Origin of the sequence: Treponema sp., assembly GCF_045641405.1 — a bacterium.
GTDB lineage: Bacteria > Spirochaetota > Spirochaetia > Treponematales > Treponemataceae > Treponema_D.
The window spans coordinates 1-24,133 of record NZ_JAZUGX010000058.1 but is presented as its reverse complement, the minus strand read 5'-3'; the positions used below and the strand labels follow the sequence as shown (position 1 = coordinate 24,133).

Annotated in this window: 20 protein-coding genes and 2 pseudogenes; 10 read left to right on the top strand and 12 right to left on the bottom strand. The window is 42.2% G+C overall.

What is annotated here, in order from left to right:
- Positions 1 to 129, top strand: a pseudogene (locus tag ACKI39_RS12475) (IS30 family transposase); the annotation flags it as partial.
- An 81-nt stretch (positions 130 to 210) separates the two neighbouring features.
- Here the strand turns inward: ACKI39_RS12475 and ACKI39_RS09120 are convergent.
- The gene (locus ACKI39_RS09120; protein ID WP_407399792.1) at positions 211 to 468 is read right to left on the bottom strand and encodes a hypothetical protein; all 258 of its coding nucleotides are present in this window, start codon (positions 466 to 468) and stop codon (positions 211 to 213) included.
- 1 nt (position 469) lies between these two features.
- Positions 470 to 1,999, bottom strand: a complete 1,530-nt coding sequence (locus ACKI39_RS09115) for a hypothetical protein (RefSeq protein WP_407399790.1) — start codon at positions 1,997 to 1,999, stop codon at positions 470 to 472.
- A gap of 113 nt (positions 2,000 to 2,112) precedes the next feature.
- On the opposite strand from ACKI39_RS09115, the gene hflX reads away from it, so the two are divergent.
- Positions 2,113 to 3,402, top strand: a complete 1,290-nt coding sequence (gene hflX / locus ACKI39_RS09110) for a GTPase HflX (protein ID WP_407399788.1) — start codon at positions 2,113 to 2,115, stop codon at positions 3,400 to 3,402.
- A complete protein-coding gene (locus ACKI39_RS09105; RefSeq protein ID WP_407399786.1) occupies positions 3,399 to 3,902 on the top strand; it encodes a flagellar basal body-associated FliL family protein in 504 nt (167 codons plus the stop codon). The genes hflX and ACKI39_RS09105 overlap by 4 nt, the downstream gene beginning before the upstream one ends.
- Positions 3,903 to 3,914: 12 nt before the next feature.
- Here ACKI39_RS09105 and ACKI39_RS09100 read toward each other — a convergent pair whose 3' ends face one another.
- Complete coding sequence (locus ACKI39_RS09100; protein ID WP_407399784.1) at positions 3,915 to 4,271, bottom strand: hypothetical protein; 357 nt, start codon at positions 4,269 to 4,271, stop codon at positions 3,915 to 3,917.
- 177 nt (positions 4,272 to 4,448) lie between these two features.
- Between ACKI39_RS09100 and purD the strand changes: the two genes are divergently transcribed.
- Positions 4,449 to 5,762, top strand: a complete 1,314-nt coding sequence (purD, locus tag ACKI39_RS09095) for a phosphoribosylamine--glycine ligase (RefSeq protein WP_407399782.1) — start codon at positions 4,449 to 4,451, stop codon at positions 5,760 to 5,762.
- On the opposite strand, the gene ACKI39_RS09090 is transcribed toward purD, so the two are convergent.
- From ACKI39_RS09090 to ACKI39_RS09070, 5 genes are all read right to left on the bottom strand, one after another.
- A complete protein-coding gene (locus tag ACKI39_RS09090) occupies positions 5,763 to 6,530 on the bottom strand; it encodes an undecaprenyl-diphosphate phosphatase (RefSeq protein ID WP_407399780.1) in 768 nt (255 codons plus the stop codon).
- A gap of 83 nt (positions 6,531 to 6,613) precedes the next feature.
- Entirely contained in the window at positions 6,614 to 8,008 is a 1,395-nt protein-coding gene (gene mnmE, locus ACKI39_RS09085; protein ID WP_407399778.1) for a tRNA uridine-5-carboxymethylaminomethyl(34) synthesis GTPase MnmE, read from the bottom strand.
- On the bottom strand, positions 8,001 to 10,388 hold the full coding sequence (locus ACKI39_RS09080) for a putative glycoside hydrolase (protein ID WP_407399776.1): 2,388 nt from the start codon (positions 10,386 to 10,388) through the stop codon (positions 8,001 to 8,003). Before ACKI39_RS09080 ends, mnmE begins: the two co-directional genes overlap by 8 nt.
- An 85-nt stretch (positions 10,389 to 10,473) precedes the next feature.
- A complete protein-coding gene (locus tag ACKI39_RS09075; protein WP_407399774.1) occupies positions 10,474 to 11,475 on the bottom strand; it encodes a substrate-binding domain-containing protein in 1,002 nt (333 codons plus the stop codon).
- Positions 11,476 to 11,525: 50 nt separating this feature from the next.
- Positions 11,526 to 12,590, bottom strand: a complete 1,065-nt coding sequence (locus ACKI39_RS09070) for a PTS sugar transporter subunit IIC (RefSeq protein ID WP_407399772.1) — start codon at positions 12,588 to 12,590, stop codon at positions 11,526 to 11,528.
- A 267-nt stretch (positions 12,591 to 12,857) separates the two neighbouring features.
- Here ACKI39_RS09070 and ACKI39_RS09065 point away from each other — a divergent pair, with 267 nt between their 5' ends.
- From ACKI39_RS09065 to ACKI39_RS09055, 3 genes are read left to right on the top strand one after another with little or no spacing between them, the layout of a single operon-like run.
- Positions 12,858 to 13,784 (top strand): diacylglycerol/lipid kinase family protein, encoded by a 927-nt coding sequence (locus tag ACKI39_RS09065; RefSeq protein WP_407399770.1) that lies wholly within the window; start codon positions 12,858 to 12,860, stop codon positions 13,782 to 13,784.
- Between the two features lie 7 nt (positions 13,785 to 13,791).
- A complete protein-coding gene (locus ACKI39_RS09060) occupies positions 13,792 to 14,424 on the top strand; it encodes an epoxyqueuosine reductase QueH (protein ID WP_407399768.1) in 633 nt (210 codons plus the stop codon).
- Positions 14,425 to 14,472: 48 nt separating this feature from the next.
- On the top strand, positions 14,473 to 15,963 hold the full coding sequence (locus ACKI39_RS09055; protein ID WP_407399766.1) for an HD-GYP domain-containing protein: 1,491 nt from the start codon (positions 14,473 to 14,475) through the stop codon (positions 15,961 to 15,963).
- 15 nt (positions 15,964 to 15,978) lie between these two features.
- On the opposite strand, the gene ACKI39_RS09050 is transcribed toward ACKI39_RS09055, so the two are convergent.
- The 3 genes and pseudogenes from ACKI39_RS09050 to ACKI39_RS09040 form a co-directional block, all read right to left on the bottom strand.
- Positions 15,979 to 17,013 carry a Gx transporter family protein gene (locus ACKI39_RS09050; protein WP_407399764.1) on the bottom strand — a complete coding sequence of 345 codons (1,035 nt, stop codon included), beginning with the start codon at positions 17,011 to 17,013 and terminating at the stop codon, positions 15,979 to 15,981.
- 13 nt (positions 17,014 to 17,026) lie between these two features.
- A complete protein-coding gene (locus ACKI39_RS09045; RefSeq protein WP_407399794.1) occupies positions 17,027 to 17,206 on the bottom strand; it encodes a hypothetical protein in 180 nt (59 codons plus the stop codon).
- Positions 17,207 to 17,356: 150 nt separating this feature from the next.
- Positions 17,357 to 19,099: pseudogene (locus ACKI39_RS09040) on the bottom strand (tRNA uridine-5-carboxymethylaminomethyl modification enzyme MnmG/GidA); the annotation flags it as partial.
- Positions 19,100 to 19,190: 91 nt separating this feature from the next.
- On the opposite strand from ACKI39_RS09040, the gene ACKI39_RS09035 reads away from it, so the two are divergent.
- Positions 19,191 to 20,405, top strand: a complete 1,215-nt coding sequence (locus ACKI39_RS09035) for an MFS transporter (RefSeq protein ID WP_407399762.1) — start codon at positions 19,191 to 19,193, stop codon at positions 20,403 to 20,405.
- Positions 20,406 to 20,617: 212 nt separating this feature from the next.
- Here the strand turns inward: ACKI39_RS09035 and ACKI39_RS09030 are convergent, their stop codons facing one another.
- Positions 20,618 to 21,994: an MATE family efflux transporter gene (locus ACKI39_RS09030; protein WP_407399760.1), complete on the bottom strand. Its 1,377-nt coding sequence runs from the start codon at positions 21,992 to 21,994 to the stop codon at positions 20,618 to 20,620.
- 226 nt (positions 21,995 to 22,220) lie between these two features.
- Between ACKI39_RS09030 and hisC the strand changes: the two genes are divergently transcribed.
- Positions 22,221 to 23,348, top strand: coding sequence for a histidinol-phosphate transaminase (gene hisC, locus ACKI39_RS09025; protein WP_407399758.1), 1,128 nt, complete (start codon positions 22,221 to 22,223; stop codon positions 23,346 to 23,348).
- Entirely contained in the window at positions 23,345 to 24,019 is a 675-nt protein-coding gene (locus ACKI39_RS09020; protein ID WP_407399756.1) for a metallophosphoesterase, read from the top strand. Before hisC ends, ACKI39_RS09020 begins: the two co-directional genes overlap by 4 nt.
- Positions 24,020 to 24,133: the final 114 nt, after the last annotated feature.

The following is a 24,133-nucleotide window of genomic DNA, read 5'->3' as shown; positions in this document are numbered from 1 at the left end:
GATATTACGAACTACAGTGATGAGTATATAGCAGCCGTCACTGATAAAATAAACAAAAGACCAAGAAAATGTCTTGGTTACAAAACACCTTTCGAGGTCTATTATTCAAAAACGTTGCATTTAATTTGACAATTCAAGTTTGATAAAAAGCCCAGATGCAAGCATCAGGGCCTCATTCACCATGAGCGAATAGATATTCTTCAGATGGAATCATTTAAGCACGGAGTCGATCAGTGCCTTTAGGGCAGGATCCTGCTTTATCTCAGATGTTTCAATACCTGGCTGGATGACGAACACACCGTTCTTTTCAACAATTACCTTAGTCATAGTTCTAGCTCCATTTTTTTCTGTAATATGTTTTAAAAGTCCTTTCCCAGTCTTACCTTTGTTCTCCTCAGAGATTTCCATGGCTTTTCCCATGAGACCTGACTTGTTTTTTACATTTTCCGTTTTTTTAATTTCTGCCATATCAGTTTTCACCATCAAGATTTGAGAAGTTAAGGTCAGAAACAGAGAAGCTGTCCATGCTCTTCTGCTTTATTTCATCCGCATTGGCAGACTTTATCTTTTCATCAGGAAACCTTGCTTCCTTTGCATATTCAGAGAATGTCTGCTCGATGACAACATCTGCTTCCTTTCCGTCGGAAACAAAATCCTCAAGCTCAACAGTTTCTTCAACAGGTTCCGCTTCCTCGATTTCTTCAAGCTCTTCCACTTCCTCTACAGGCTGAGGTATTGAAACCTGGACTGGAGCAATTTCAACAACTGGAACATCCTTTGTCTCATCTGGTTTTCTATCAACAAGACTTCTTGAAGAAGTTGCCCCAACTGCCGACATTATGTCCTGCCAGCTTTCCTCCAGCATCTCATCGATTTCAACTGAATGTTTCTTTCCGCGACGACCAAGACTTCTTTTGATCTCATCATTGACATCCATTCTACGTGAGGCGATTTCCTTCGAAAGACTTTTCCAGTCACTGCTGTCCTTTCGTTCAATATATTCCTTGAGAAGTCCATATTGAAACTTTCTGATTCTTCTTCGGATAAGAACCATGTCATCATGACGGATGTTGAACAAAAGAAAAACAATGAGGAACAACGTCATGAATAGACACACAAGAAGTGAGAATTTTTCCATCTCGCTGAATTCAAATTCATCCTGGCTGCAGATCCAGCCTATCTTGATTCCGTTTTCACTTGTTGTAGAAACAACAAAAAGATTTTCTCTCTTTACATCTGATTCTACTAGCTGCTCAATGTTGACCGTTCTTTTTTCCCATCTTTTCTGGATTTCCTGGATAAGCATCGTACGGCCAGTCAGTGGTATGTTAAACACGAAACCAGATGGAGAAAGAACCGTTCCTCTTGCGTTCAGGGAAACGACATCCTTACCTATAAGGAATCTTGTAAAATCATCTCCTGCAACATAGAAAACCATTGTTCCACGGCATGCAGTATAGACATCATAGAAAGGATAGCTGAAAAGCAACCTGTTCTTTGCATTGTCAAAATACACTTTTGTATTTTTTTCACCGTCACCTGCCTCAATAAGGGCAAAGGGAATTCGATCAGTGTAGTTTGCATAGGTTATGAGATCAGTGGACTCCGTGAGGACATCATCCTGAAAAGTACTGAAGTGAACATGGATTCCGTCATTTTCGATGAGACGCATTCCATCAAGTCCTGCATTCTTCTGGAAAAGAAGACCGCATAGATTGTCGCGCTCATCCATGTTTTCCCTTGAAGGTTCGCGTTCAATATATGAAGACACACTTGGTTCTGAAAGAAATTTCCTGAACTGCTCATCCATATCGGTAAAGTAGTCACCGTAGCTGGACTTTATTTTCTCGAGGCGATCATTTATGTTTCCAATCACTCTTGGAGTGTAGTACTGGACTTCAATGAGTCTGAATCCACCAGCAAAGGAAAAGAAAAGGCAGCCAGCAAATACAATCACTGAAATCAGCATGCTGAGAGCGATCTTTGGTAACGAAGTCACAGAAATTCTCCTATTTAAGACAGCAGAAAACATCCACTTTCTGTCTTTCAATTTTCGGCAGTTTAGCCATAGGATTTCACACTTTTTTGAAAAATTTGTATAATCAAAGCATCATGATAGAACTTAAGCAGGAAGAAGAAAAGAAGGTAAGGTGCCTTTTGGTCGGCGCTCCAGATAAAAAAAACGGCAATCCAGAACCAAAGGAACTTCAAGGTCTAATCAAGACATTGGATTATGAAGTTGCAGGCACAATCGTTCTTGTAAGGATTGAACCAACACCAGCTTACGGAATGGGCACAGGCAAAGCACAGGAAATTGCGGACAGGGCAAAGGAACTCTTTGCAGACTGCATTGTCTTTGACTGGGAAATTGATCCTTCAAAGCAGCGCAACTGGGAAAAGCTTGCAGGCATACCTGTTTTTGACCGCAATGAAGTCATAATCAGGATATTTGCGCAGAGAGCACAGACTAAGGAAGCAAACCTCCAGGTTGAGCTGGCAAAGCTTACCTACTCCCTGCCTCGCTTAAGCCACATGTACGGAGACATGGCCCGCCAAAGAGGTGGTGCCGTCGGGAACAAAGGTAGTGGAGAAACTCAGCTTGAGCTTGACCGCCGCCAGATTGAAGAAAAGATCGTCCAGCTGAAAAAGGAGCTTGAACAGGTTGAAATAAACAGAAGTGTCCAGAGAAAGCAAAGGGAAAGAACAGCAACATCTGGATGTGCACTTGTCGGCTATACCAACGCTGGAAAATCAAGTCTTCTCAATGCCCTTACAGGTTCGGAAGTTTTTGTCGAAAACAAGCTCTTTGCAACCCTGGATCCGACGACAAGAAAACTTGCTCTTTCAGAAGCAAGCACCGTGCTCATAACAGACACCGTCGGATTCATATCAAAGCTTCCTCATACCCTCATCGATGCATTCAAGTCCACACTTGAAGAAGCGGCTTTTGCGGATTTTCTTCTTATCGTAGTTGACGCCGCTGACCCTGACTGCGAAAAGCAATACTCGCAGGTAATGAAGGTTCTTGGAGAAATCAAGGCAGACAAGATCCCTTCCATCGTGGTGCTGAACAAATACGATAAGGTCGAAGGTAACATACTTCTTGAATCACAGCTGAACAATGCGTTTCCTGGAGCACTCCATGTAAGCGCAAAGACACACGAAGGATTTGAAGACATCAATGCTGTCCTTACAGAAAACCTTCTTGGCATCCTTCGTTCTTTTAAGATCCCTATGGCAAGGGCGGACCTTGTAGAGCTTGCCCGCAAGAACGGCACCATTGAAAAGGAAGAATGGCTGGAAGACTGCATCGCATTGGAAGCAAGAATTCCTGGGGCCCTCGATGATGAGGGAAAAGCAACCACTAGAACTCTCGCACTTCTTAAGGATTACATAGTATGAAAATAAAAATTGAAACCGTAAATAGAATCCTCTCTCTCATAGCAGGCATCATCGCCGTTGTTATTGTTACCGTGACAACAACGGCATTTGCTGTTTCAAAAGGAAAGCCAGGAAAGAACTACAGGCGTGCAGATCCCAATCCACAGAAAGTGACAAACATGAACAAGGGAAAGGAAGATGCTGTCGATGCATTTACGGATTTCAAGCAGATAAGAATCCAGACAAAGGTTGAATCAGAAAATGAAGAATCCACAGTTGTGGTGGTTTCGCCATGGTTCTCCTATCCGTCAGGGGATCAGGCACTTTTTGAAGAGCTTTCCCAAAAGGAACGTCAGATGAGGGGAATCTTTACCTCTTACTTTTCAAGCCTTACTTCAAAGGAAATTCAAGACAAGGGTGAAGCAAGAATCAAGGAAGAGCTCCTTGAAAAAATAAACAGCCAGCTGGTCATGGGAAAGATCAGGGCTGTCTATTTCAACGATTATATTTTTATCGATTAGTTCTGTTTTTCATTACTGGTTATAGTAAACCTTATAAGTTTCGCGGGAAAAATTATCTCTGAATTTTATTTCCACATACCATCCGCCACGAAGGTTTCTGTCAAGAATGAAGGTTACTCTTGAATTTTTGCAGCTTGTGCTTGTTACAGTTGATGAATATTTATAGCTTCCACGGTTGTCATAAATCTTTACTGATTCAATATTGTCCTCTGTTATATATCCCGTATAGTTACATTCAAGGATGTGGTCGCTTACAAATTCAAAGTTATAGAGTTCTTCATCTTCCGCAGCAATCACCACGCACGAAGAAAAAAGTCCTGACAGAAGAAGAGCAAAAACAGCACCAAAAACATAATATTTCTTATTCATAAAAATCACCTCTCATTGATTGATTATGATTTGATTATGACATCAACGGGAAGTTCAAAAAAGTAAACTATTCTGAGAATTAAATTAAAAAACTTTAAGAAATGACATTCATTCATAAAGGCCGTGAAGAATTATGCATGAATTGTTTTTTTCCATATTTTTGTCTATTATAGCGGCATGAAAGTTATAGTTGTTGGAAACGGTGGACGCGAACATGCAATTGCCTGGAAACTGGCACAGAGCAGTTCAGTTGAAGAAGTAATCTGTACTCCAGGTAACGGTGGTACTGCATTTGAAAACAAGTGCCGCAATGTTGAAGGCAAGACTCAGGATGATTTTATTAGAATCGCAAAGGAAAACAATTGTGACCTTTGTGTTGTTGGTCCTGAAGATCCCCTTTGCGCTGGTCTTGCAGACAAATTCTGGGAAGCAGGAATTCCTACAGTAGGAACAAAGAAAGATCCTGCACAGCTTGAAGGAAGCAAGGATTTTGCAAAGAACTTCATGCACAAGTACGGAGTTGCATGTGCTGACAACAAGACTTTTACAGACAAGGCTGAAGCTCTTGCCTATGTCAAGGAACACGGAGCTCCAATCGTACTGAAGGCTGATGGTCTTGCAGCAGGAAAGGGAGTTGTAGTTGCCCTTAATATGGATGATGCACTCAAGGCAGTTGAGGAACTTATGGAAGGTCAGCTTGTGGGTGATGCAGGACGCAAGCTTGTAATTGAAGAATACATGCGCGGAGTTGAAATCTCAATCCTCGGTGCAGTTTCAGTTAATCCAGAACTTACAAAGGCAGGAAAATCCTGCATCGTTCCATTCATGAGCGCCCGCGACCACAAGAGACTTCTTGATGGGGCAAAGGGACCAAACACAGGCGGAATGGGAGCAATCTGTCCTGTTGATGATGTTACAGATGAAATCCTTGCCCAGTTCAACAAGAACATTCTTGAGCCGACACTTAAGGGCATACAGGCAGAAGGATGGGATTACAGGGGATTCATTTTCTTTGGCCTCATGATCACAAAGGAAGGTCCAAAGGTCATCGAATACAATGTTCGTCTCGGAGATCCAGAAACACAGTCCGTACTTCCATTGATGGATTTTGACTTTGCAGAAATGTGCAAGGCCGTTACAGACGGAACTTTGAACGAATTCAAGACAGCATGGAAGCCAGGTTATGTTGTTGCGCCTGTTGCCGTAAGCGGCGGATATCCAAAAGCCTACAAAAAAGGAATGACGATCAAGATCGATACTGCAAAGGTTGAAGAAACAGGTGCCAAGGTATTCTTTGCAGGAGCAATGGAAGACAGGAGGACAGCTGGCGGAATCGTTACAAACGGCGGTCGTGTCCTTGCCTGCTCTGCCCAGGGCGATACATTCGATGAAGCATGGAAGAAAGCTTATGCTGCAATCGAACATGTAAGCTTCGATGGAATGTTCTACAGAAAAGACATCGGGCTCCCTGGAGCTGCAGAATCAAACTGATTAAAGGCAAATCAATCCAATAATACCAACTGGAATAAGGTAGGCGGCAAACCATAGCAGCCTACCTTTTTTTATGAGCTTCATCAGAACGGCAAGAGCAAAGTATCCACTGGCAAAGGCTGTGATGCAGCCTATAAGCAGAGGCATGAGTCCTATGCTGCTTGAAATTTTATCAAGATCCTTTACTTCAAGCATGAATGCTCCAAGAATTGCAGGAATGGAAACTATGAATGAAAATTCACCTGCAACTTCACGGTCAACACCGCAGAAAAGAGCACCCGCAATTGTAGAACCGCTTCTTGAAATTCCTGGGAGAGTTCCAATACCTTGAGCAAAACCTATGATAAGGGACTGAAGCAATGTGGGAGTCTTTTTTTCAACTGGAGCCCTTCTTTTTTCACAGATGCTTGAAAGGATCAGGATCAAAGCAGTTGCCATCAAACCTGCACAGGTGAACTTGATGGAAATCTTGTCCTCATCAAGAAGTTTCTTTGTCATGATTCCGATTATACCTGTTATAACCGTAGCAGCGATGACATCCACTATATATTTCTTATCCCTAAAGCATAGCAATTCAAGAATCTTTTTTCTGAAGAAAATGCACACGGCAAGAAGGGTTGCAAGATGCAGCATTACATCAAACAAAAGAGGTACTTCCTCCAGATTGAAAAGAGCCTGTGCAATTCTTAAATGCCCACTTGAAGAAATAGGAAGGAATTCAGCAACTCCCTGCAATAGTCCTAAAAGAAATGATTGTAAAATTGTCATATGAATATATCCCCCATACCGAAAGAACTTCCGCTTTTTAGATTACATGGAATGCAGCTGCAGCCATAAAAATGGGAACCTCGTCATTTTCCCACGCAAAATCTGGAGAAGATGTTTCCAAGAACGTCATCTGGTGTAACATCCCCAGTTACTTCTCCAAGACTATCCAAAGCATCCTCAAGATCCTGAACCACAGCATCCAGACCATAGTCACCTGTCGAGGCGATTTCAAGCGCATGGCTCACACGTTCCAAGGCTTCCTGAACTGAATTCTTCTGACGCTCAGATCCAAGTCCTGCATGCTCCTTATCCTGTGATGCATCACCAAGAACAATTTCCTTAACGGAAGAAACAAGCTCATCAATTCCGATTCCATTTTTTGCAGAGATTTTTACAGCATTGCGCCACGGACCTTCTGTTGGAATTACAACACTACCATTGCATTCACATTTATTCATAACAAGAACGCATGGAACATTTTTTTGCTCGGAAATGTAATCGATGTCTTCCTTCTGGATTCCATTGTTTGCATCGACAAGATATAGGATTACATCTGCATCTTCAGAAAGATCCCTTGTAAGTTCCACACCCCTCGCCTCTATTACATCATCCGTCTTCCTCAATCCAGCAGTATCGAAAAGTCTTACAGGTATTCCTCCAAAGTCAGCGTAGCTTTCTATCCAGTCTCGTGTCGTACCTTCAATATTGCTTACTATTGCACGTTCTTCCTTAAGCAATGTATTGAAAAGGCTGGATTTACCAGCATTAGTCTTACCGCATAGAACAACACGGGCTCCATCCTGATAGAGCTTTTCGCTTTTCCATGATGCTCCCAGTCGCTCAAGGCTTTCCTTTACATCCATCAGAGGTGCTGTATCAAAGCAGTCTGCGATATTTTCCTCGTCCTCAGGATATTCTATTTCAACTTCGATATTGCCAAGAACATCAACGATTCTTTTCTTGATTGAGTCGATGAGTTCAAACAGATTGCCAGAAAGTCGCCCTGCAGCCCTTCCCCGTGAGACATCGGTTTTACTGTCGATTATTTCCTTTACGGCTTCCGCTTTTGTAAGGTCGGTTTTGCCATTGATGTAGGCACGGAAAGTGTATTCGCCGCGTTCCGCAGGTCTGAAACCATTTGCAAGAAAAAGGCTGTAGATTGAAGTCACGACAGAAACTCCGCCATGACAGAATACTTCAACCATGTCTTCTCCTGTAAACGATTTTGGAGCACGATAGACTCCCACCATGACCTCATCGATCCTGTTGCTTTCCTTTGATTTTAAAGGATCTATCATCCATCCGTAGACAAGAGAATTGCCCTGTGCTTCTGACAGGGCCTTTGGGCGTGAAAATATCCTTGATGCAAGCTCAATGCAGTTTTTGCCGCTCACCCTTACGATTCCAATGGCACTTGGAACAAGGGCTGTGGCAATTGCTGCTATAGGTTCTTCTGGTGTATAGCCGACATTATTCATGGTTCACTGCTGGGAAAGGTTCTACAATAAGGAAGTTCCTTGACTTTGATACAGGATTTTCATAATCATCCTGTTCAAGCACAGTATTCCAAACAGAAAGAATTTCATCGGTGCTGATAGGCTTATCATCAGCTATTCCTTCCGTGCTGTCGTTTGCATTCATATCCTTGCTGAAAGCAGGAATTCGTGTCTGTTTTGCGGCTTCATTGTTATGCCAAGGAGACAATGTAGAATCTTCTGGATCCGGACTGATATCCTCATAATATCCGCCTGAATTATTCCAATACATGTATCCTCTGTCGATTCCATCGCGAACACCGAAAACTTCACGGCTTACATAGTTCTTGTCGTAGTATTTCCTATCATAGCGGACACCCATGTAGAATGCCTGGAGCCATGGTCTAACTACAATTCTATTTCTTCCTATGACGGTATTTCTATACGAGCCATAGAAGAAAATTCTGTATGGACGTTCTTCGTAAGGAGAATAATCGAGGAAGCTCTGTTCAAAGTGCGATGGATAGAACATAGGGCATATTACATCAACATACTCGCTCATGAGTTCAACATCCTGACCTGTTCTTGTACCAGAACGATACCAGCCGTTGGCACCGTAAATGTCGATTCCAATTGGAGCGTCAATGTTCTTGCGTGCATAAGAAAGGAATGAAACGAGTGCGCTTTCCTTATCCATACCCTTGTCCTTCCATCGGTAGGATGCAGAACCCATATTGATTCCATCTGTCGGGAACCTGATGTAGTCAAACTGAATCTCGTCAAATCCGCGTTTGATGAGCTCCTTTGCGATTTCAACGTTGTATTCCCATACTTCTTCACTGTAAGGATCAACCCAGTTTTCATCGTAATAGTTTGCCTTCTGACCTGTTACGGTTCCATCCTGACCGACAATATCTTCATAACCACGGATTCCTACCCAAGGAGAATTCGTCTTGTAGTTCCAGACAGCATATTTTCCCTTTCCGTACCCAGCAAGGTTTCTGTCCTTGAACACAACGATACGACCGATGAGGTAGGTTCCATCTTTCTTGAATTCACTTACAAGCTTATCGACATCGATCTTATATCCAGTGACCTTTCCTTTTTCTTTAAGAAGAGGACTTTCAGGTTCAAAACGAAGAAGTCCGTAGTCATCCTTCATGTCGATGACAACAGAATTCAACTTGTTGTCATTTACAATCTTCCGATACTTTGCAATTCCCGTATCATTTCTAAGCTGATATACAGAAGAGTAAACGGCTTTCTTTTTGTTTGCAGTTTCTCCCCAAGGTGTAAGTATCACATCTGGATTCAAAAGCCAAAGCTCGCTAAGCTCAAGCGGTGTTTCAAGACCACAGACAACCTTTGGAACATAAGCGGTATTGACGATAGCATGGGCGGCATTGAGCCTATTCTTCCATGTTCCGTAACTGGTCAATTCGGTGACAGACTTTTCACCCATAGAGAATACATTGATTTTTCCAAGTGCTGAATAGACAATGCTTGAACCGCTCTGGCAAAGACCATCGATAGTATCTGTTGCTTCTTCTCCGTGATATACTTTCTCACCTTTCTTGTCTTTCCAATTGAATCTGTAGATGTTCGGAAGGAATGTCTGAGAAAGATAGATTTCTGAAAAATAGTTTCCGTTCTTATCCTTGCACATGACAGGAAGGATATCCGCTATCTCATCAACCTGCGTCATGCTTGGCATTGCTGCGAAACCTGCACTCACATCAAACCATGCTGGCTTTCTTGCATCTGCCCTGTAATAACTGAACCCATATATAGGATGGGACATGAATACAACAAGCTCACTGCCGACTATGGAGCCATCTTTTTCGTAAAGAGGCATGTGGCTTACTGCGACAGCCTTTACTCCTGCAGTATATTTGCTTGCGGAACCTATGTTCTCCCAGTTGCTTCCACCATCTCTTGTAAGGAAGATCGAATCTTTTGTTGCTGTAACAAGAATATCTGGATTGAACGGATCAGCACATATGTCTTTCAAGAGAGCAACCTTCTGTTCAAGCTGCTTCTGAACTCCGTCATATGACTTAACAGTAAGGAAAGGCAATCCATTGTTTCTTTCAACGAATGTATTCAAATCCGACGAAGCAACAATTCCCTTGTCGGTAAGAAAAAACCATCTGGCGCTTGTCCTTATTATTCTATCGACTTTTCCTTCTGTCCAAAGTGGTTCAGCAGTTCCATTACCTAGAACCTTATATAGTCCCTTATCGGTTCCAAGGAGGAATGGCGAACCGTCCTTGTCTTTTTCCTTGAAAGAAACTTTCTTTTCAGGAAGAGTTTCGGGAAGCTGATACAATGGCTTTGTCTGAGCAAAAACAGTTTCAGTAATAAAAAATAACGATAATGCCAAGCAAATTCTTACAGAGATAGGTTTCATGTTCAAATTTTCGGCATGACTAGATAAAAAATGAGGGAAATTTTTCTATGAGCGATTTCTAGTCAAAAATTCTGCTGAAGAAGTTTTTTTCTTTACTCAAGATTTTTTCTTCAATGGATTTATTGGAATATACTCCACTGGCATCAAAAACAGTCTTTCTGCCGTAAGACCTTCCTTTGCTTATTCTTGAAACGACATTTCTGACCTCTTCACCTGCATCCTGATTGTTGATGACGGTAAAATTTAAAACTCCAGAAAGAATCATCTTGCGCAAATTGTCAGAATCTTCGAAGGCAAACACCAGCACATCTTCGCCAGGCATTTTCCCATGCTTAAAGAGAACATCGATGACTCCCTGATAATCATTCTCTGATTCAACAAAGACAGCGTCTATTCCAGGGCAGCTCAAGTATATTTCTTCCATATATTCTTTTGCCGTAAGATAGTCGCCTCCTGTTTCTCTCTTGGAGATGAGTTTCCATCCTTCATTTTTTTCCATTGCCTCACTGATGGCCTTGCCTCTTTCTCTGGCAGAGGTACTATCGGAAAAATCATTAAGAACACAGATTTCAACATCAACCTTGCCCTTCTCATATATTTCGAGACACTTGGTTGCAAGAGAGGCTTCCTTATAGAAATCAGTTCGGACTTCAAAAATCGCCTTGTTCTCATTCCCTGGAGCAAAGGTGACGGAACTTCCATAAAGAACTACAGGTATGTTCTGCTGGAAACAATTGTCAATGGCATAGTCCAACCCATGTTCATTGACTGGATCGATGATAAGATAATCAACCTTGCGCTGGACAAGTTTATATATCTGGTTGGTCTGTTCCTTTAGGTCGCAATCAGCACTGTACTCAATGAAATTATATCTAGACGTGTCCTCAAAGGCAGATTTCAATGTGTAATAATTGGAAAGATAAGGTTCAGAAACTTTTCCAGAATAGGCAAATCCAATGTTAAGAATTTTCCCTTCAGATTCATTTAGAGGAAATAAAAAACAGGAATTCAGGAATGCAGAGAAAAAAATAGCAGCAATAAAGAACAATGATTTTTTCACTTGAACCTCACTACTGCTATTTTAATGGTAAAATGTCAGAATTTCAATTTTCAGGCAAGAGTTAAATCACCTTCCTTAATCCATCCAATCTTTCTAAGCAAAAGTCCTAAGGCCCATGAAATTACACCAGGAAGAACAAAGCAAACAAGGAGAATTCCGAGCCAGTCAATGAACGCAGGATTAATCGCAACGGCACCATGTTCAATTGCGGCAGCACTTGGATCAAACCAGCCCGAAATCACACCGATCTGACCGACAAGACCACATGTTCCCATTCCTGAAGAAACCGCAGCACCGTTCATTTCCATTTTGAAAATGCAGGTAGCAATAGGACCTGTAATTGCAGAAGCAACTATGGCAGGGATCCAAACGCGTGGATTCTTTACGATATTCGGCATCTGAAGCATGGAAGTTCCAAGCCCCTGGGAAAGGATTCCGCTCCATCTGTTTTCTCGGAAGCTGAGGACAGCAAAGCCAACCATCTGGGCACAGCAACCTGCAACGGCAGCTCCACCTGCAAGACCTGTAAGTGCAAGGGCATGACAAATGGCAGCAGAACTTACTGGAAGCGTAAGGAGAATTCCAACAATGACAGAAATGATCACACCCATGAGGAATGGTCTCAATGTTGTTGCCCATACAATGAGATTACCGAAAGCCGCAGCACCTTTTCCGATATAACCTGCAAAGAGGACAGAAAGAAGCGCACCACAAACGATTGTAACCAATGGAGTTACGATAATATCAACCTTTGTCTTTTTACTTACAAGCATTCCCGCTTCTGCGGCTATGATGGCAATGATGAGGACAGCAAGAGGTCCACCTGCACCACCAGAAACATTTGCCGCACTACCAACAGCAACAAGTGAAAAAAGAACCAATGGAGAAACCTGCATGGCAAAACCAATGCCCACAGCCATAGCTGCACCGACCACATGTGGTTCACCAGCAAAAGTTCCTGCCTTTACAAGGAAATCAAAGACTGGGTTGACATCGATGCGGAGAAGCTGCTGACCCAATGTCTTGACGATAGTTCCGATAAGAAGGGATGCAAAAAGTCCCTGTGCCATTCCGCCCAAAGCATCAATCAAATAACGCTTTACGTACTTGTTCATAAACAATACCTCATGAGAAAAAATAATTGTGATAATGATTTTGACTTACTTGGTGATGTAGTGATAAGAGCGGTCGTAGGCTCCTTAGGCAGTGGTAGATTCCATTCTGCCGACAGTCATCTCAAACGTAACTTCTAACATAAAAATAGCAGAAGGTTGTCTTTAAATCAAGGACATACACAATGATGAAATTCATGAAGAGAACAAGCTGATAAAAAATAATGCGCAAAATTGAAAGATCTTTTTTTTGGCATTATCATAGGTTATATGTATCACTTCATAGTAAATCCCATGTCACGCTCTGGCAAAGGACTAAAGCTTTGGCAGAAGCAGATTGAAATTGAACTCATAAAAAACAACATAGACTATTCCGTAGTTTTTTCAAAGGAACGCGGAGATGTAACAAGAATCGTTTCAGAAATTTCAACGAAAGCCTCGGAAGAAAAAAACTGCACCATTGTCGTTCTTGGTGGTGACGGAACAGTAAACGATGCCGTCCAGGGAATTCAGGATTTTGACAACACCACCCTCGCCTACATTCCGACAGGATCCAGCAACGACTTTGCCCGTGACCTTAAGCTTTCAAAAAACGTAAAGAAGAATCTCAACCGCATCATTCTGGCAAAGGAACCTGTACTTATGGATGTTGGACAGGTTGAGACCGAAAGAGGAACAAGACGGTTCGCCGTAAGTGCAGGTATCGGTTTTGACGGTGCAGTCTGCCAGAAATCAGTGCATTCAATTCTCAAAAAGAGACTGAATAAAGTTGGACTTGGAAAACTCACATATCTTGGAATTGCGCTCAACCAGATCATCAACGCACCAAAGGTTGATGCAGAAATTACCTTTACCGACGGAAAGAAAATCAACGCAAAGAACCTTTTATTTTTAGCAGCAATGGTTCACAAGTATGAAGGCGGCGGATTCAAGTTCTGTCCTAAAGCCGATGCCTATGATGGTGAACTTGATTTCATATGCGCCTTCAACAAGAGCATTCCAGGAATTCTTTTAGCGCTTCCTACCGCTTTCTTTGGATTCCATCACATCTTCAAGGGAATTGAAATCTATCGTTTCAAGGCAGCCGAAGTAAAGACTTCCATTCCACTTTGGCTTCACACTGACGGTGAAGTTGGATACAAGGCACAGTACCTGAACTTTTCACAGCTTGAAAAGAAACTTAAATTCATTCTGTAGGCTCATCATGAACTATCAGGCAGAACTCGAAAAAACAATCAGAAACCTCAAAGGAAAGCCAAGTCTACTTCTTCACGCCTGTTGCGGTCCATGCTCAAGCTATGTAATGGAATACCTTGCTTCAATTTTTGAAATTACGATTTTGTACTACAACCCAAACATTTATCCTCAGGAAGAATATGAAAGAAGGCTACAGGAGCTTAAGGATTTTCTTCCAAGATTTTCACCTGCCGTTGAAAACAAAATCAAGCTTGTGGAAATGAATTATGATCCTGAAGAATTCTACGATGCAATAAAAGTCCGTGAAGAACCAGTCATGGCAGATGACCCTGAAAAAGGAGAACGCTGCAGAAGATGCTATGAATTCAGATTGAGAAAATCATGCTCCTATGCGGCAGAAAACAATTTCGAATATTTCTGTACTACACTATCTATAAGTCCATTCAAAGATTCTGTAAAGATAAATACCGAGGGCGAAAAAATTGCCTCTGAAAATCCAGAGGGTCCAAAGTGGCTTTACTCTGACTTCAAAAAGAAAAGCGGGTTTTTACGAAGCCTTGAAATCAGTGAAGAATATGGACTGTACCGCCAGCAATATTGCGGATGCATCTATTCAACAAGGACTGCAGTTCCAGATTAAGTTTCTTTTTTTGTTCCCCATACTATAAATGAATAGTATAATGTCCTCATGACTTTTTCAGGAAAAATAATTTTTTTCATCGCATTGCTCTATGGCATAATCGTAGCTGGAGCCAATGTCATTGGTGTTATAATACCAAATATTTTTACCAGCAATGACTTGACCCATGGTGAAATGGACGGATGGATTCAATTTCTAAACAACAGCCCAACCTGTAATTGGGTCCAGTACATGACATTTCTTGTTCCAACCTTTTTTTGTATAATGTATGTGTTTTCAAGAAAAGAAAAGAAAATTAGCCATTTCATAAACCTTCCCATTGCCTATTCAACCATTGGCATTTCAGGATGGATTTCTTATTTCATTCTTGAACTGTTCTACATCAGAATTGCAATCAGTCAAGGATATGTTTTTAATGTCGCAGATGTTTTAAAAACTTCAATACTGAATCTTGCAGTAGAAGCAACTGTAACCTTCTCTCTATCATTTTTTGTGACGGAAACAGTTCATAGAAAATATGTACTTCCAAAATATTTCTCTGAAGGAAATCTTTCACGATATACAGGAACAAAATATCCGAAAGTGAGATTCCTATTCATTGTTAACTATGTTTCAGTAACTTTGTTTCCAGTCATATTCCTTTCGACACTGATTCTTTCTCTGCAACAAAGATTTGACTTTCACATCGATACAAAATCCTTTTACATGCTTGTCGTAATTCTCGCAATCGGAATAGCAATTTCCATTCTGCTCAACACTTATTTTTCAAAACCGCTTGAAAAAATCAAGGACCGCATCGAAAAAATCAAGGAAGGCGATTACACATCAAAAATAAATTTTGTTGCCAACGATTCTTTCGGAGAGCTTGCAGACACTCTCAACGACATGACCGAATCAATCGAATCAAAGACAAAGAAAATTCTAGAAATACAGAACTCCATCATTGAGGGAATGGCAACCATGGTTGAAAGTCGCGACAACTCTACTGGAGGCCACATCAAGAGAACCAGTTCCTGTGTAAAAATTTTTGCAGAACATCTTAAGAAAGTTCCTGAATACAAGGATATTCCTGAAAGTTTCTACAATGCAGTAATCAAGGCAGCTCCTATGCATGATCTGGGGAAAATTGCAGTTGACGATGCAATTTTAAGGAAGCCAGGGAAATTCACAGATGAAGAATACGAAAAAATGAAGGCTCATTCTGCTGAAGGTGCAAGAATCGTAGAAAATGTTCTGAGTTCCACTGACGATATTGAATTCAAAAAGATCGCTGTAAATGTAGCCCACTATCACCACGAAAAATGGAATGGCCAAGGATATCCAGAAAAAATTTCTCGCACTGACATTCCGCTGGAAGCAAGAATAATGGCTCTGGCTGATGTTTTTGACGCTCTTGTAAGCAAGAGATGTTACAAGGACAATTTTTCATTCGACAAGGCATTCCAGATTATCGAAGAGGATTTGGGAACACACTTTGATCCAGTCCTCGGATTGGAATTCATAAAGTGTCGGCCTGAACTGGAAAAACTGTACAGTTAAATTTCTGTTGCAAGCCTAGCAGCTAAAAGCCTTTTCAAGTTTTTCATCCAGAATGGATACGAAATTTGAAAAGGTTATTTTTTTATCTGTATCTTTTTCTGAAAGTTTTTCAAAATATTCAAAGAGCATGGACATGAACAGACCTGCTTTTGAAGGCAACTTCATGTTCCTGTTGACAATGAGTTTTGAAAGGAAAACACAGCTGCAAAGCTTAATTGACCTTTCAAGACCTGAAAGAATTGCGCCGTCGGTAATTTTAAGCTTCCAGATTTCCACAAGGATTTTGCCGTGAGGAACAAGGATCGAAAAGAATGTTACGGACAGAATTATTGCAAGTGAAGGAAGAACCTTTACCTTCTTATTTTTTGCAAGGCACGCAACAATGGACAGCAGGAAAATTGAAGTTACCACATAAATTGATTTAGAAAAGAAAAGCAGGATAAACATCAGAAGTGAGAAGACCAGAATAAGTGCCTGAAACTTTGAAGATGATTTTTTTTCTTCTGCGGCTGCAGATTTTTTTTCTGCGTTTTTTTCTTCCGTCCAATTTTTATTTTTTAGGTCTGCAAGCCACTTTGATTTTTCTACAAAGGCGTTGGCAAACAGGCCCATTGCTATGGATGCTACGAAACTGATGGCAAGCAAGACCGGCGCAACGAATCTTGTGTTCTCGCCAAAAAGAAAAATATAGGCCACGCCAAGCTGGGCAAGGTTGTTTGCAAGACCGCCGGCCATGCTGATTCCAAGCCAGGATACAAGTTTCTTCTCGTAAAAAAGATGAAAAATTGCCATCATTATAAAACCTGAGGCTACTGAACCTGCCAGGGAAAACAAAAAAATGTATGAGAATAAAGTTCCGCTGATAATTCCCTGGAGAAGCACCTTAAGGAAAATCAAGGCGGTGCTTTCCTTTTTTGTCATGCAAAGAAAGGAAAGCATGATGGGAAGGTTTGCAAGTCCAAGCCTGAAAAAAGGAACAGGCTTTGGAATCGCATATTCAACTGCGGAAAGAAAAAAACACAAGGCCGAAAAGAATGCCAGTTTTCTCATTACAGGCCGCCACCTACTGAAGGTAAACCATTAGGAGCATGATATCGCTGTTGCGGATTCCACTGATGCGGGATGCCTGTCCCAAAGTTACAGGGCGAACCTTTTCAAGCTTGCCCCGGCTTTCAGAAGAAAGGGCAACAATCTTTGAATAGTCAAAATTATCCGGAATGCGGACATTTTCCATGCGGTGCATTTTTGCAACACGGTTGTCCTGCTTTTCAATGTAGTAGCGGTACTTGTGATCTTCCTTTGCAAGAGTCCATTCAAGCAAAGTGTAGTTGCCCGGATTCTCTCCATCAGGATGCTTGTCCAGAAATGCCATGGCTTCTTCTACATTGCGGTACTTGAGTTCCATGGAATCCATCTGTTCCTTTGAAATCAAGCCGACATTGAAACCTTTCTGGCGCAACCTTCTGTCTGCCGTGTCGTGGCGAAGCTTAAGGCGATATTCAGCGCGGGCGGTAAACATGCGGTATGGTTCCTTTGTTCCAAGAGTAACAAGGTCATCGATGAGAACGCCGATATAGCCTTCATCACGTCCAAGGACCAGAGGTTCATAAGACGGAATCTTTTCAAAATTATTGAAGCCATTTTCCGTCTGGAAGTTTTTAAGTTTTTCAGAAAGTTCCTTTGTTTCCCGTGCAGAAATTTCCGCAAAGTTCTTAAGGTCTTCTGCATTGAACACAGGCTTTGGCTGGAACTTTCCTTTTTCTCCGCTTGCAGGACTTGAATAGATTTTTGAATCTGCGGCGCAAAGAGGTCCGCAAAGGTTCTTGTGTTCCCGTGCGTAAAGACCTGCGTTGATTCCGGCAATGAGTCCCTGACCTGCGGCTTCCTCGTAACCTGAAGTTCCGTTTATCTGGCCTGCATCAAAAAGACCTGCGACGCGTTTTGTCTCAAGGCTCGGGAAAAGCTGTGTAGGTTCAACATAGTCGTATTCGACGGCATAACCCGGACGGCTTACAACACAGTTTTCGAAACCTGGCATCGTGCGGAGGAATGCATCCTGAACTTCTTCCGGCAAAGAAGAACTCAAACCGTTAAGGTAGATCTCATCAGTCTCAAGACCTTCCGGCTCAACAAAAAGCTGGTGGCGTTCACGTTCTGCAAAGCGCATTACCTTGTCTTCAATTGATGGGCAATAGCGTGGGCCGATTCCGCTTATTTTTCCTGAATACAATGGAGAGCGTCCGATGTTCTCGCGAATGATCCTGTGGGTTTCTGGATTTGTATACACAAGGTGACATGGAACCATAGGGCGTTCAACTTTTTCAGTGTCAAAGCTGAATGGAATGATTTCTTCGTCGCCTTCGTTAAGTTCAAGTTTTGAAAAATCAATTGTGTGGCGGAGGATTCTTGGAGGAGTTCCAGTCTTAAGGCGGCCAGTCGTAAAGCCAAGTCGGTTAAGGCTTTCTGTAAGTCCAAAGGCACCTGTCTCTCCAATGCGGCCGCAAGGGGCATCATATTCACCGATGAAAATTCTTCCGCCAAGGAAAGTCCCTGTTGTGAGGACTACGGAACGGCATGTAACGATTCTTCCGCGCTCGGTAACAACGCCTATGACCTTCTGGCGCATTCCGCTTTTTGCAGCATCGGTTGCATATTCATAGTTAAGGTTGCTTCTCTTTTCACCTGGAATGGTATTGAGTTCAGCAGAGCTGTCGGAATTTTCAGGAAGCGGCGTATCAGATGCAACGGTCAAAACATCAACGACAGTATCCATAAGGGTACAAAGGTTTTCTGTTGTCTCAAGGGTCTTGCGTGCAAGCTGGGAATACAGAAGTTTGTCTGCCTGGCTTCTTGGAGCCTGAACTGCAGGACCACGGCTTTTGTTCAGCATGCGGAACTGGATCATGGACTTGTCGATGAGCTTACCCATTTCTCCACCGAGAGCATCAATTTCGCGGACGATGTTTCCCTTTGCGATACCACCTATACTCGGGTTGCAGGACATTCTTCCCACTGAATCTATGGTCTGAGTAATGAGAACAGTTTTCAATCCCATGCGTGCGCAGGCAAGGCTAGCCTCAATACCTGCATGACCGCCACCACATACGGCAACGTCAAATGAATCATAAAAAGCCATGGGCGAAATTATACCGAGATTAAAGGAAAAAAACAATTTTCAAAGGAAAGACATTTTTGCTATAATCTCGCAAAAGACAGGGGTAAAGCACATGGCAAATCCATTCAAAAAATTCACTTCAAAACTCGACGACACTTTTGATTCCAACACCTGCTGGATTCCTTTTTTCATCAGTCTCATGTCCATGGGATTGGGCTACGGACTTTACAAGGGAGTGATCGACAACTATCTTGCGGAAGTCGTTGGCATGGGAGAATTCCATCGCGGCGTTGCAGAATTTTTCCGCGAACTTCCAGGCTTTCTTCTGGTTTTCATTCTTGCTCTCCTCTACCGTTTTTCTGCCGAAGGAGTTTTTAAAATCGGTGGCCTCATAATGCTTGTGGGCATGCTCCTTCACATGGGACTTCCTGCAGACAGGATTCTTGTGACAACAGCCATCTGCATCTATTCCCTTGGCGAACACATGCAGCTTGGAATGAGGAACACCCTTTCACTTGAATATTCAAAGGAAGGTCGCGGCGGTCGTGCCCTTGGATTCCAGAATTCAATCTATCAGGGCGGAACTCTTGCAGGCTTCTTCATCGTCATGATTGCATTCAGCTTCATCGGTGGCGAAAAATCATTCCGTCTTTTCTTTGCCATAAGCGCACTCATCATGGGAACAGGAACTGTCCTTGCTTTCCGCATGACGGGACAGAGCAAGACCGACAAGTCAAAGAGCCGTTTCTATTTCAGAAAGAAGTATACGAAATTCTATTTTCTTGAAGTCTTCTATGGAGCTCGAAAGCAGATTTTCTTTACCTTTGGACCTTATGTTCTGATTCTCTTTTACAAGGCAAGCACAAGCACAATCTGCCTTCTGTTTGCAATCAGTGCCATCTGCTGTTCCCTTGCAAGCCCTCTCGTTGGAAAAATCATCGACCGTCTTGGCTACAAGATTGTTATGGTTTCAGACACATTGATTCTTGTAATCGTCTGTTTCTTCTACGGATTTGCACACAGGATTTTTCCTCAGAATGTTGCCTTCATCATATGCTGTGCAAACTACATTCTGGATTCAGTGATTTCCCTTGCTTCAATGGCAAGCAATGTCTACGTCCAGGACATTTCAGATTCAAAGGAAGAGGTGCGTGCAACAATCAGCACGGGAATTTCCGTTAACCATTTCATTACAATTCTCATTGCATTGTTTGGCGGATGGATCTGGCAGGTTCTTGGGATCGAAACTCTATTTACTCTTTCTGCCATCCTTGGCATCTTCAACAGCATCTATGCCGCAACGATCAAGGTGCCTAAGAAAGTTTAATTAAGATAATGACAATATAAAAAAGGCGGGTCCCAGCGACGGAAAAAACAGGAGTGGTGCTCCCGGTTTCATTTTCATAAGCCTGGCGGCCATTGCCGAATTGACCGGGTCCTCCCTCCTGCTTTTTTCCTGCGTCCCGCCAATTTCTTAGACAGTCATTATCTTAATAAAACATGAAAATCGAGACAGTAAACGCAGGCCCCAGCGACTGATTAATTAGAAACTATGTTGTTTACCCAGACGCCCTTCCTTATTAGAACAATTCCTATGGCGCACTTTATCAGGTCCAGGGCTTTTACGATAAGGTAGATCAATATGATTCCCATGGCGGTGTAGCGCGTAAGCACAAAAGCAGTCGGAACTATGAAAACCCAAACAAAGACGCTGTCGAACAAAAATGTGATAAAAGTCTTTCCACCTGAACGCAGTGTAAAATAGCAGCCGTGTACTACGGCTAGAATTGGAAGGAATATTCCAGTCTGCATTATGAAGTTTGCGGCAAAATTCTTGACCTCGTTTTCCGTATTGTAAAATGCTGGAAAAAGATTCCTGCAAAGGACAAGGACTCCACCGATTACGGCGCTTACGACAAAAGACAAGGCTATCATCCTGCTTGCCGTAGACTTTGCTTCTTCATTTTTTCCTGCTCCCAGAAGCTGACCTGCAAGGATTGAAATGGATTCCCCGATGGCAAAAAGAAATACGTTGAAAAGATTTGCAATCGTGTTCGTAATATTCAGAGCAGCAACTACGGCAAGTCCACGCAAAGAGAAGCTCTGATTCAGCATTGTAAGACCAAGCGACCACAGGGTTTCATTTGCGGCAAGAGGAAGTCCTTTGAGGATGATTTTTTCCACGAGAGCAAATGGAACCTTAAACGATGCAAAAGCACCCTCTATAAATTTGCAGCGGTCTTTATGGGTGTGGGTCCAGACAATTTCGATTCCAGATTCAACAAAACGGGAAACTACTGTAGCAATGGCAGCACCTTTTACGCCAAGTTCTGGAAAACCAAAGTGTCCGAAAATCAAAATGTAGTTCAAGGCAAGATTAACAAAAACGGCAACAAAACCTGCCTTCATGGGAACTGAAGTTTCGCCTATGTCACGAAGAGTCCCTGCATAAGCCATTCCTAGTGCAGTCGGAATCATGCCTATGAGCATTATCATCATGTAGTCCTTAGCATGACGCATGGTGGCAACTGGGTCTCCTATGCTATCTGATTCGTGAATGAATTTTTCCATGAAGTATTCGCCAAACAGCAGAAAAACTGCAGCACCAACAATTGTTGCAATTCCAACAAGATAGAGTTTGATTCTGAAAGTGTCCCTTACGCCTTTATGGTCACCTTTGCCAAAAAACTGGGCTGTGAAAATTCCAGCACCGCAGGAAGAACCCCATACGCACAAAGTAAAAACAAAAAAAAGCTGTGAAAAAATGCTGACTCCGTTCATGGAATCAGTTCCGCAGCGGCCTACCATAAGATTATCAAGAAGACCTACAAAATTTGTAATGGTGCTTTGAATTACGATAGGCAATGTTATGGTGAATATATTTCTGTAAAAAGATTTATCAAACTTCAAGTTCATGGCTTTATATTACATTAAATATTCCCATTATTGTAGTAAGCAATTCAATTAAGTATAATGAAGAAAATAGGCTGTATCCGTTGATAGTGTTGATGCACTAATTGCGGTGGTTGAGCCTGTCGAAACTACCGCATATTTAGTAGGTATCGCTTGATTTCGACAAGCTCAATCGGCGCAGCAGCCAATTATTTTTCGGATATAGTTAATAATTAAAGGTGGCAGAAAAATGTTGCTTGCTAAAAGACTTGAAAACTTACATCCTTATGTTCCAGGAGAACAGCCTAAGGACCGCGTATACATAAAGCTCAACGCAAATGAAAACCCATATCCCCCATGCAAGGCAGTGGCAAAGGCAGTAAAAAAAGCTGTTGCAAAAAACATAAGCAATCTTGGCCTCTATCCAGATCCAGACAGCAACGACCTTCGCTTTGCAATCGCCGAGATGCTCAACGAGACTGGCGGATGCTTCAACAACTCAAAGGAAGCAAAAAAGGCACTTCCATTCACAATCACACCTGACATGATTTTCTGTGGCAACGGCAGTGACGAGGTATTGAGTTTTGTTTTCTACACTTTTTTTGACAGCGACAGACCTTTGGTAATGCCAGAATTCACATACAGCTTCTATCCTGTATATTGCGGATACTACAACATCCCAATGTGTCAGGTTCCGCTCAAAGAAACCTGGGTACTTGACGTAGACAAAATGCTTGAGGAAGCAAACAAAAACGACAGTGCAATTATTTTTGCAAATCCAAATGCGCCTACAGGAATCGCACTCAAACGTGCAGAAGTTGCGGCAATGATCGAAAAGGCACCAAAGGACAAAATCTTCATTGTTGACGAAGCCTACGCAGACTTTGGAGATGAAAGCTGTATTCCTCTTCTTGAAAAATACGACAATCTTGTGATCGTCCGCACATTCAGCAAGAGCCTTTCTTTTGCAGGGATGAGGCTTGGTTATATCGTAGCATCTCCTGATCTTGTTCGTTCAGTATTCACTGTAAAAAATTCTTTCAACCACTTCCCTGTTGATTTCCTTGCACAGAAAGCTGGAATCGCAAGCTGCGAGAACTACGACTACTGCGAAGAAAACGCAAGGAAAGTCGTTGCAGAAAGGGAAAGCATTACAAAGTTCCTTCGCGAGCGTGGATGGTTTGTAATCGATTCAAAGACAAACTTCATCTTTGCAAAAAAGGATGGAGTCAAGGGAACAGATATTTACCAGGCAGTCAAGAAAGCAGGAATCCTCATCCGCCACTTTGCAACACCTGGCATTGAAGAATTTGTCCGTATCTCAATCGGAACAAAAAAGCAGATGGACCTTTTGAAATCAGTTTTGGAGGAAGTATGAAATTCTTAGTACTCAGCGACATTCACGGAAATCTTGAAAACCTTGAAAAATTAAATCCAATGGCAAAGGAAGCCGACGGAATTATTTTTGCAGGAGACTTTACGGAGTTCGATAACGAAAAAACTGGACTTCCAGTTCTCAAGGCCCTCTGCAAGATGAATGAGAATATTTTTGCTGTTCGCGGAAACTGCGATTACCCTTCCCTTGAAGAAGAGTTTGAAGGAAGCGACATCAGCTGTGAACGTCAGCTTGTAATGCACGAAGGCCTTGCTTTTGCAGGCAGCCACGGCGGAAGCAAATTCACAGGAACAACACCAAACGAAAGAACAGAAGAAGAACTTCAGTCCGACTTCAACATCATCACAAACGAAGGTGCACAGGAATGGGACAACCTTATTGTCGTGATGCACAACCCACCAAAGAATACTGACTGCGACAAGATTCCAGGCGATATTCATGTTGGAAGCGAATTGTCTACAAAGTTCATTGAGGAATACAAGCCTCTCGCCGTCATCACAGGACACATCCACGAAAGTGCCGCCATCTGCAAGGTTGGAAATTCAACAGTGATAAACCCAGGCGCTGTTGCAGAAGGCAAATACGGATGGCTTACTGTAAACAAAAAAGACGGTAAGTGGACTGTAGATTCCGCTGAGCTCAAGACACTTTAGTCATAGAGGCTCAAGGGATTTTCAGAAAGACTGCAGGATTCATCTAGTCAATAATTTAATACATTTGCGCATCCCTAAAAATTGCAATTTTTAGAAAATCAATTTCAATTATAA

Excerpts from the sequence above, each read along its gene's own strand:
- purD (WP_407399782.1), top strand. The coding sequence starts at position 4,449 with ATGAAAGTTATAGTTGTTGGAAACGGTGGACGCGAACATGCAATTGCC.
- hisC (WP_407399758.1), top strand. The coding sequence starts at position 22,221 with ATGTTGCTTGCTAAAAGACTTGAAAACTTACATCCTTATGTTCCAGGA.
- ACKI39_RS09105 (WP_407399786.1), top strand. The coding sequence starts at position 3,399 with ATGAAAATAAAAATTGAAACCGTAAATAGAATCCTCTCTCTCATAGCA.
- ACKI39_RS09070 (WP_407399772.1), bottom strand. The coding sequence starts at position 12,590 with ATGAACAAGTACGTAAAGCGTTATTTGATTGATGCTTTGGGCGGAATG.
- hflX (WP_407399788.1), top strand. The coding sequence starts at position 2,113 with ATGATAGAACTTAAGCAGGAAGAAGAAAAGAAGGTAAGGTGCCTTTTG.
- mnmE (WP_407399778.1), bottom strand. The coding sequence starts at position 8,008 with ATGAATAATGTCGGCTATACACCAGAAGAACCTATAGCAGCAATTGCC.
- ACKI39_RS09120 (WP_407399792.1), bottom strand. The coding sequence starts at position 468 with ATGGCAGAAATTAAAAAAACGGAAAATGTAAAAAACAAGTCAGGTCTC.
- ACKI39_RS09020 (WP_407399756.1), top strand. The coding sequence starts at position 23,345 with ATGAAATTCTTAGTACTCAGCGACATTCACGGAAATCTTGAAAACCTT.
- ACKI39_RS09060 (WP_407399768.1), top strand. The coding sequence starts at position 13,792 with ATGAACTATCAGGCAGAACTCGAAAAAACAATCAGAAACCTCAAAGGA.
- ACKI39_RS09045 (WP_407399794.1), bottom strand. The coding sequence starts at position 17,206 with ATGCACCGCATGGAAAATGTCCGCATTCCGGATAATTTTGACTATTCA.
- ACKI39_RS09035 (WP_407399762.1), top strand. The coding sequence starts at position 19,191 with ATGGCAAATCCATTCAAAAAATTCACTTCAAAACTCGACGACACTTTT.
- ACKI39_RS09065 (WP_407399770.1), top strand. The coding sequence starts at position 12,858 with ATGTATCACTTCATAGTAAATCCCATGTCACGCTCTGGCAAAGGACTA.
- ACKI39_RS09055 (WP_407399766.1), top strand. The coding sequence starts at position 14,473 with ATGACTTTTTCAGGAAAAATAATTTTTTTCATCGCATTGCTCTATGGC.
- ACKI39_RS09050 (WP_407399764.1), bottom strand. The coding sequence starts at position 17,013 with ATGAGAAAACTGGCATTCTTTTCGGCCTTGTGTTTTTTTCTTTCCGCA.
- ACKI39_RS09100 (WP_407399784.1), bottom strand. The coding sequence starts at position 4,271 with ATGAATAAGAAATATTATGTTTTTGGTGCTGTTTTTGCTCTTCTTCTG.
- ACKI39_RS09090 (WP_407399780.1), bottom strand. The coding sequence starts at position 6,530 with ATGACAATTTTACAATCATTTCTTTTAGGACTATTGCAGGGAGTTGCT.
- ACKI39_RS09030 (WP_407399760.1), bottom strand. The coding sequence starts at position 21,994 with ATGAACTTGAAGTTTGATAAATCTTTTTACAGAAATATATTCACCATA.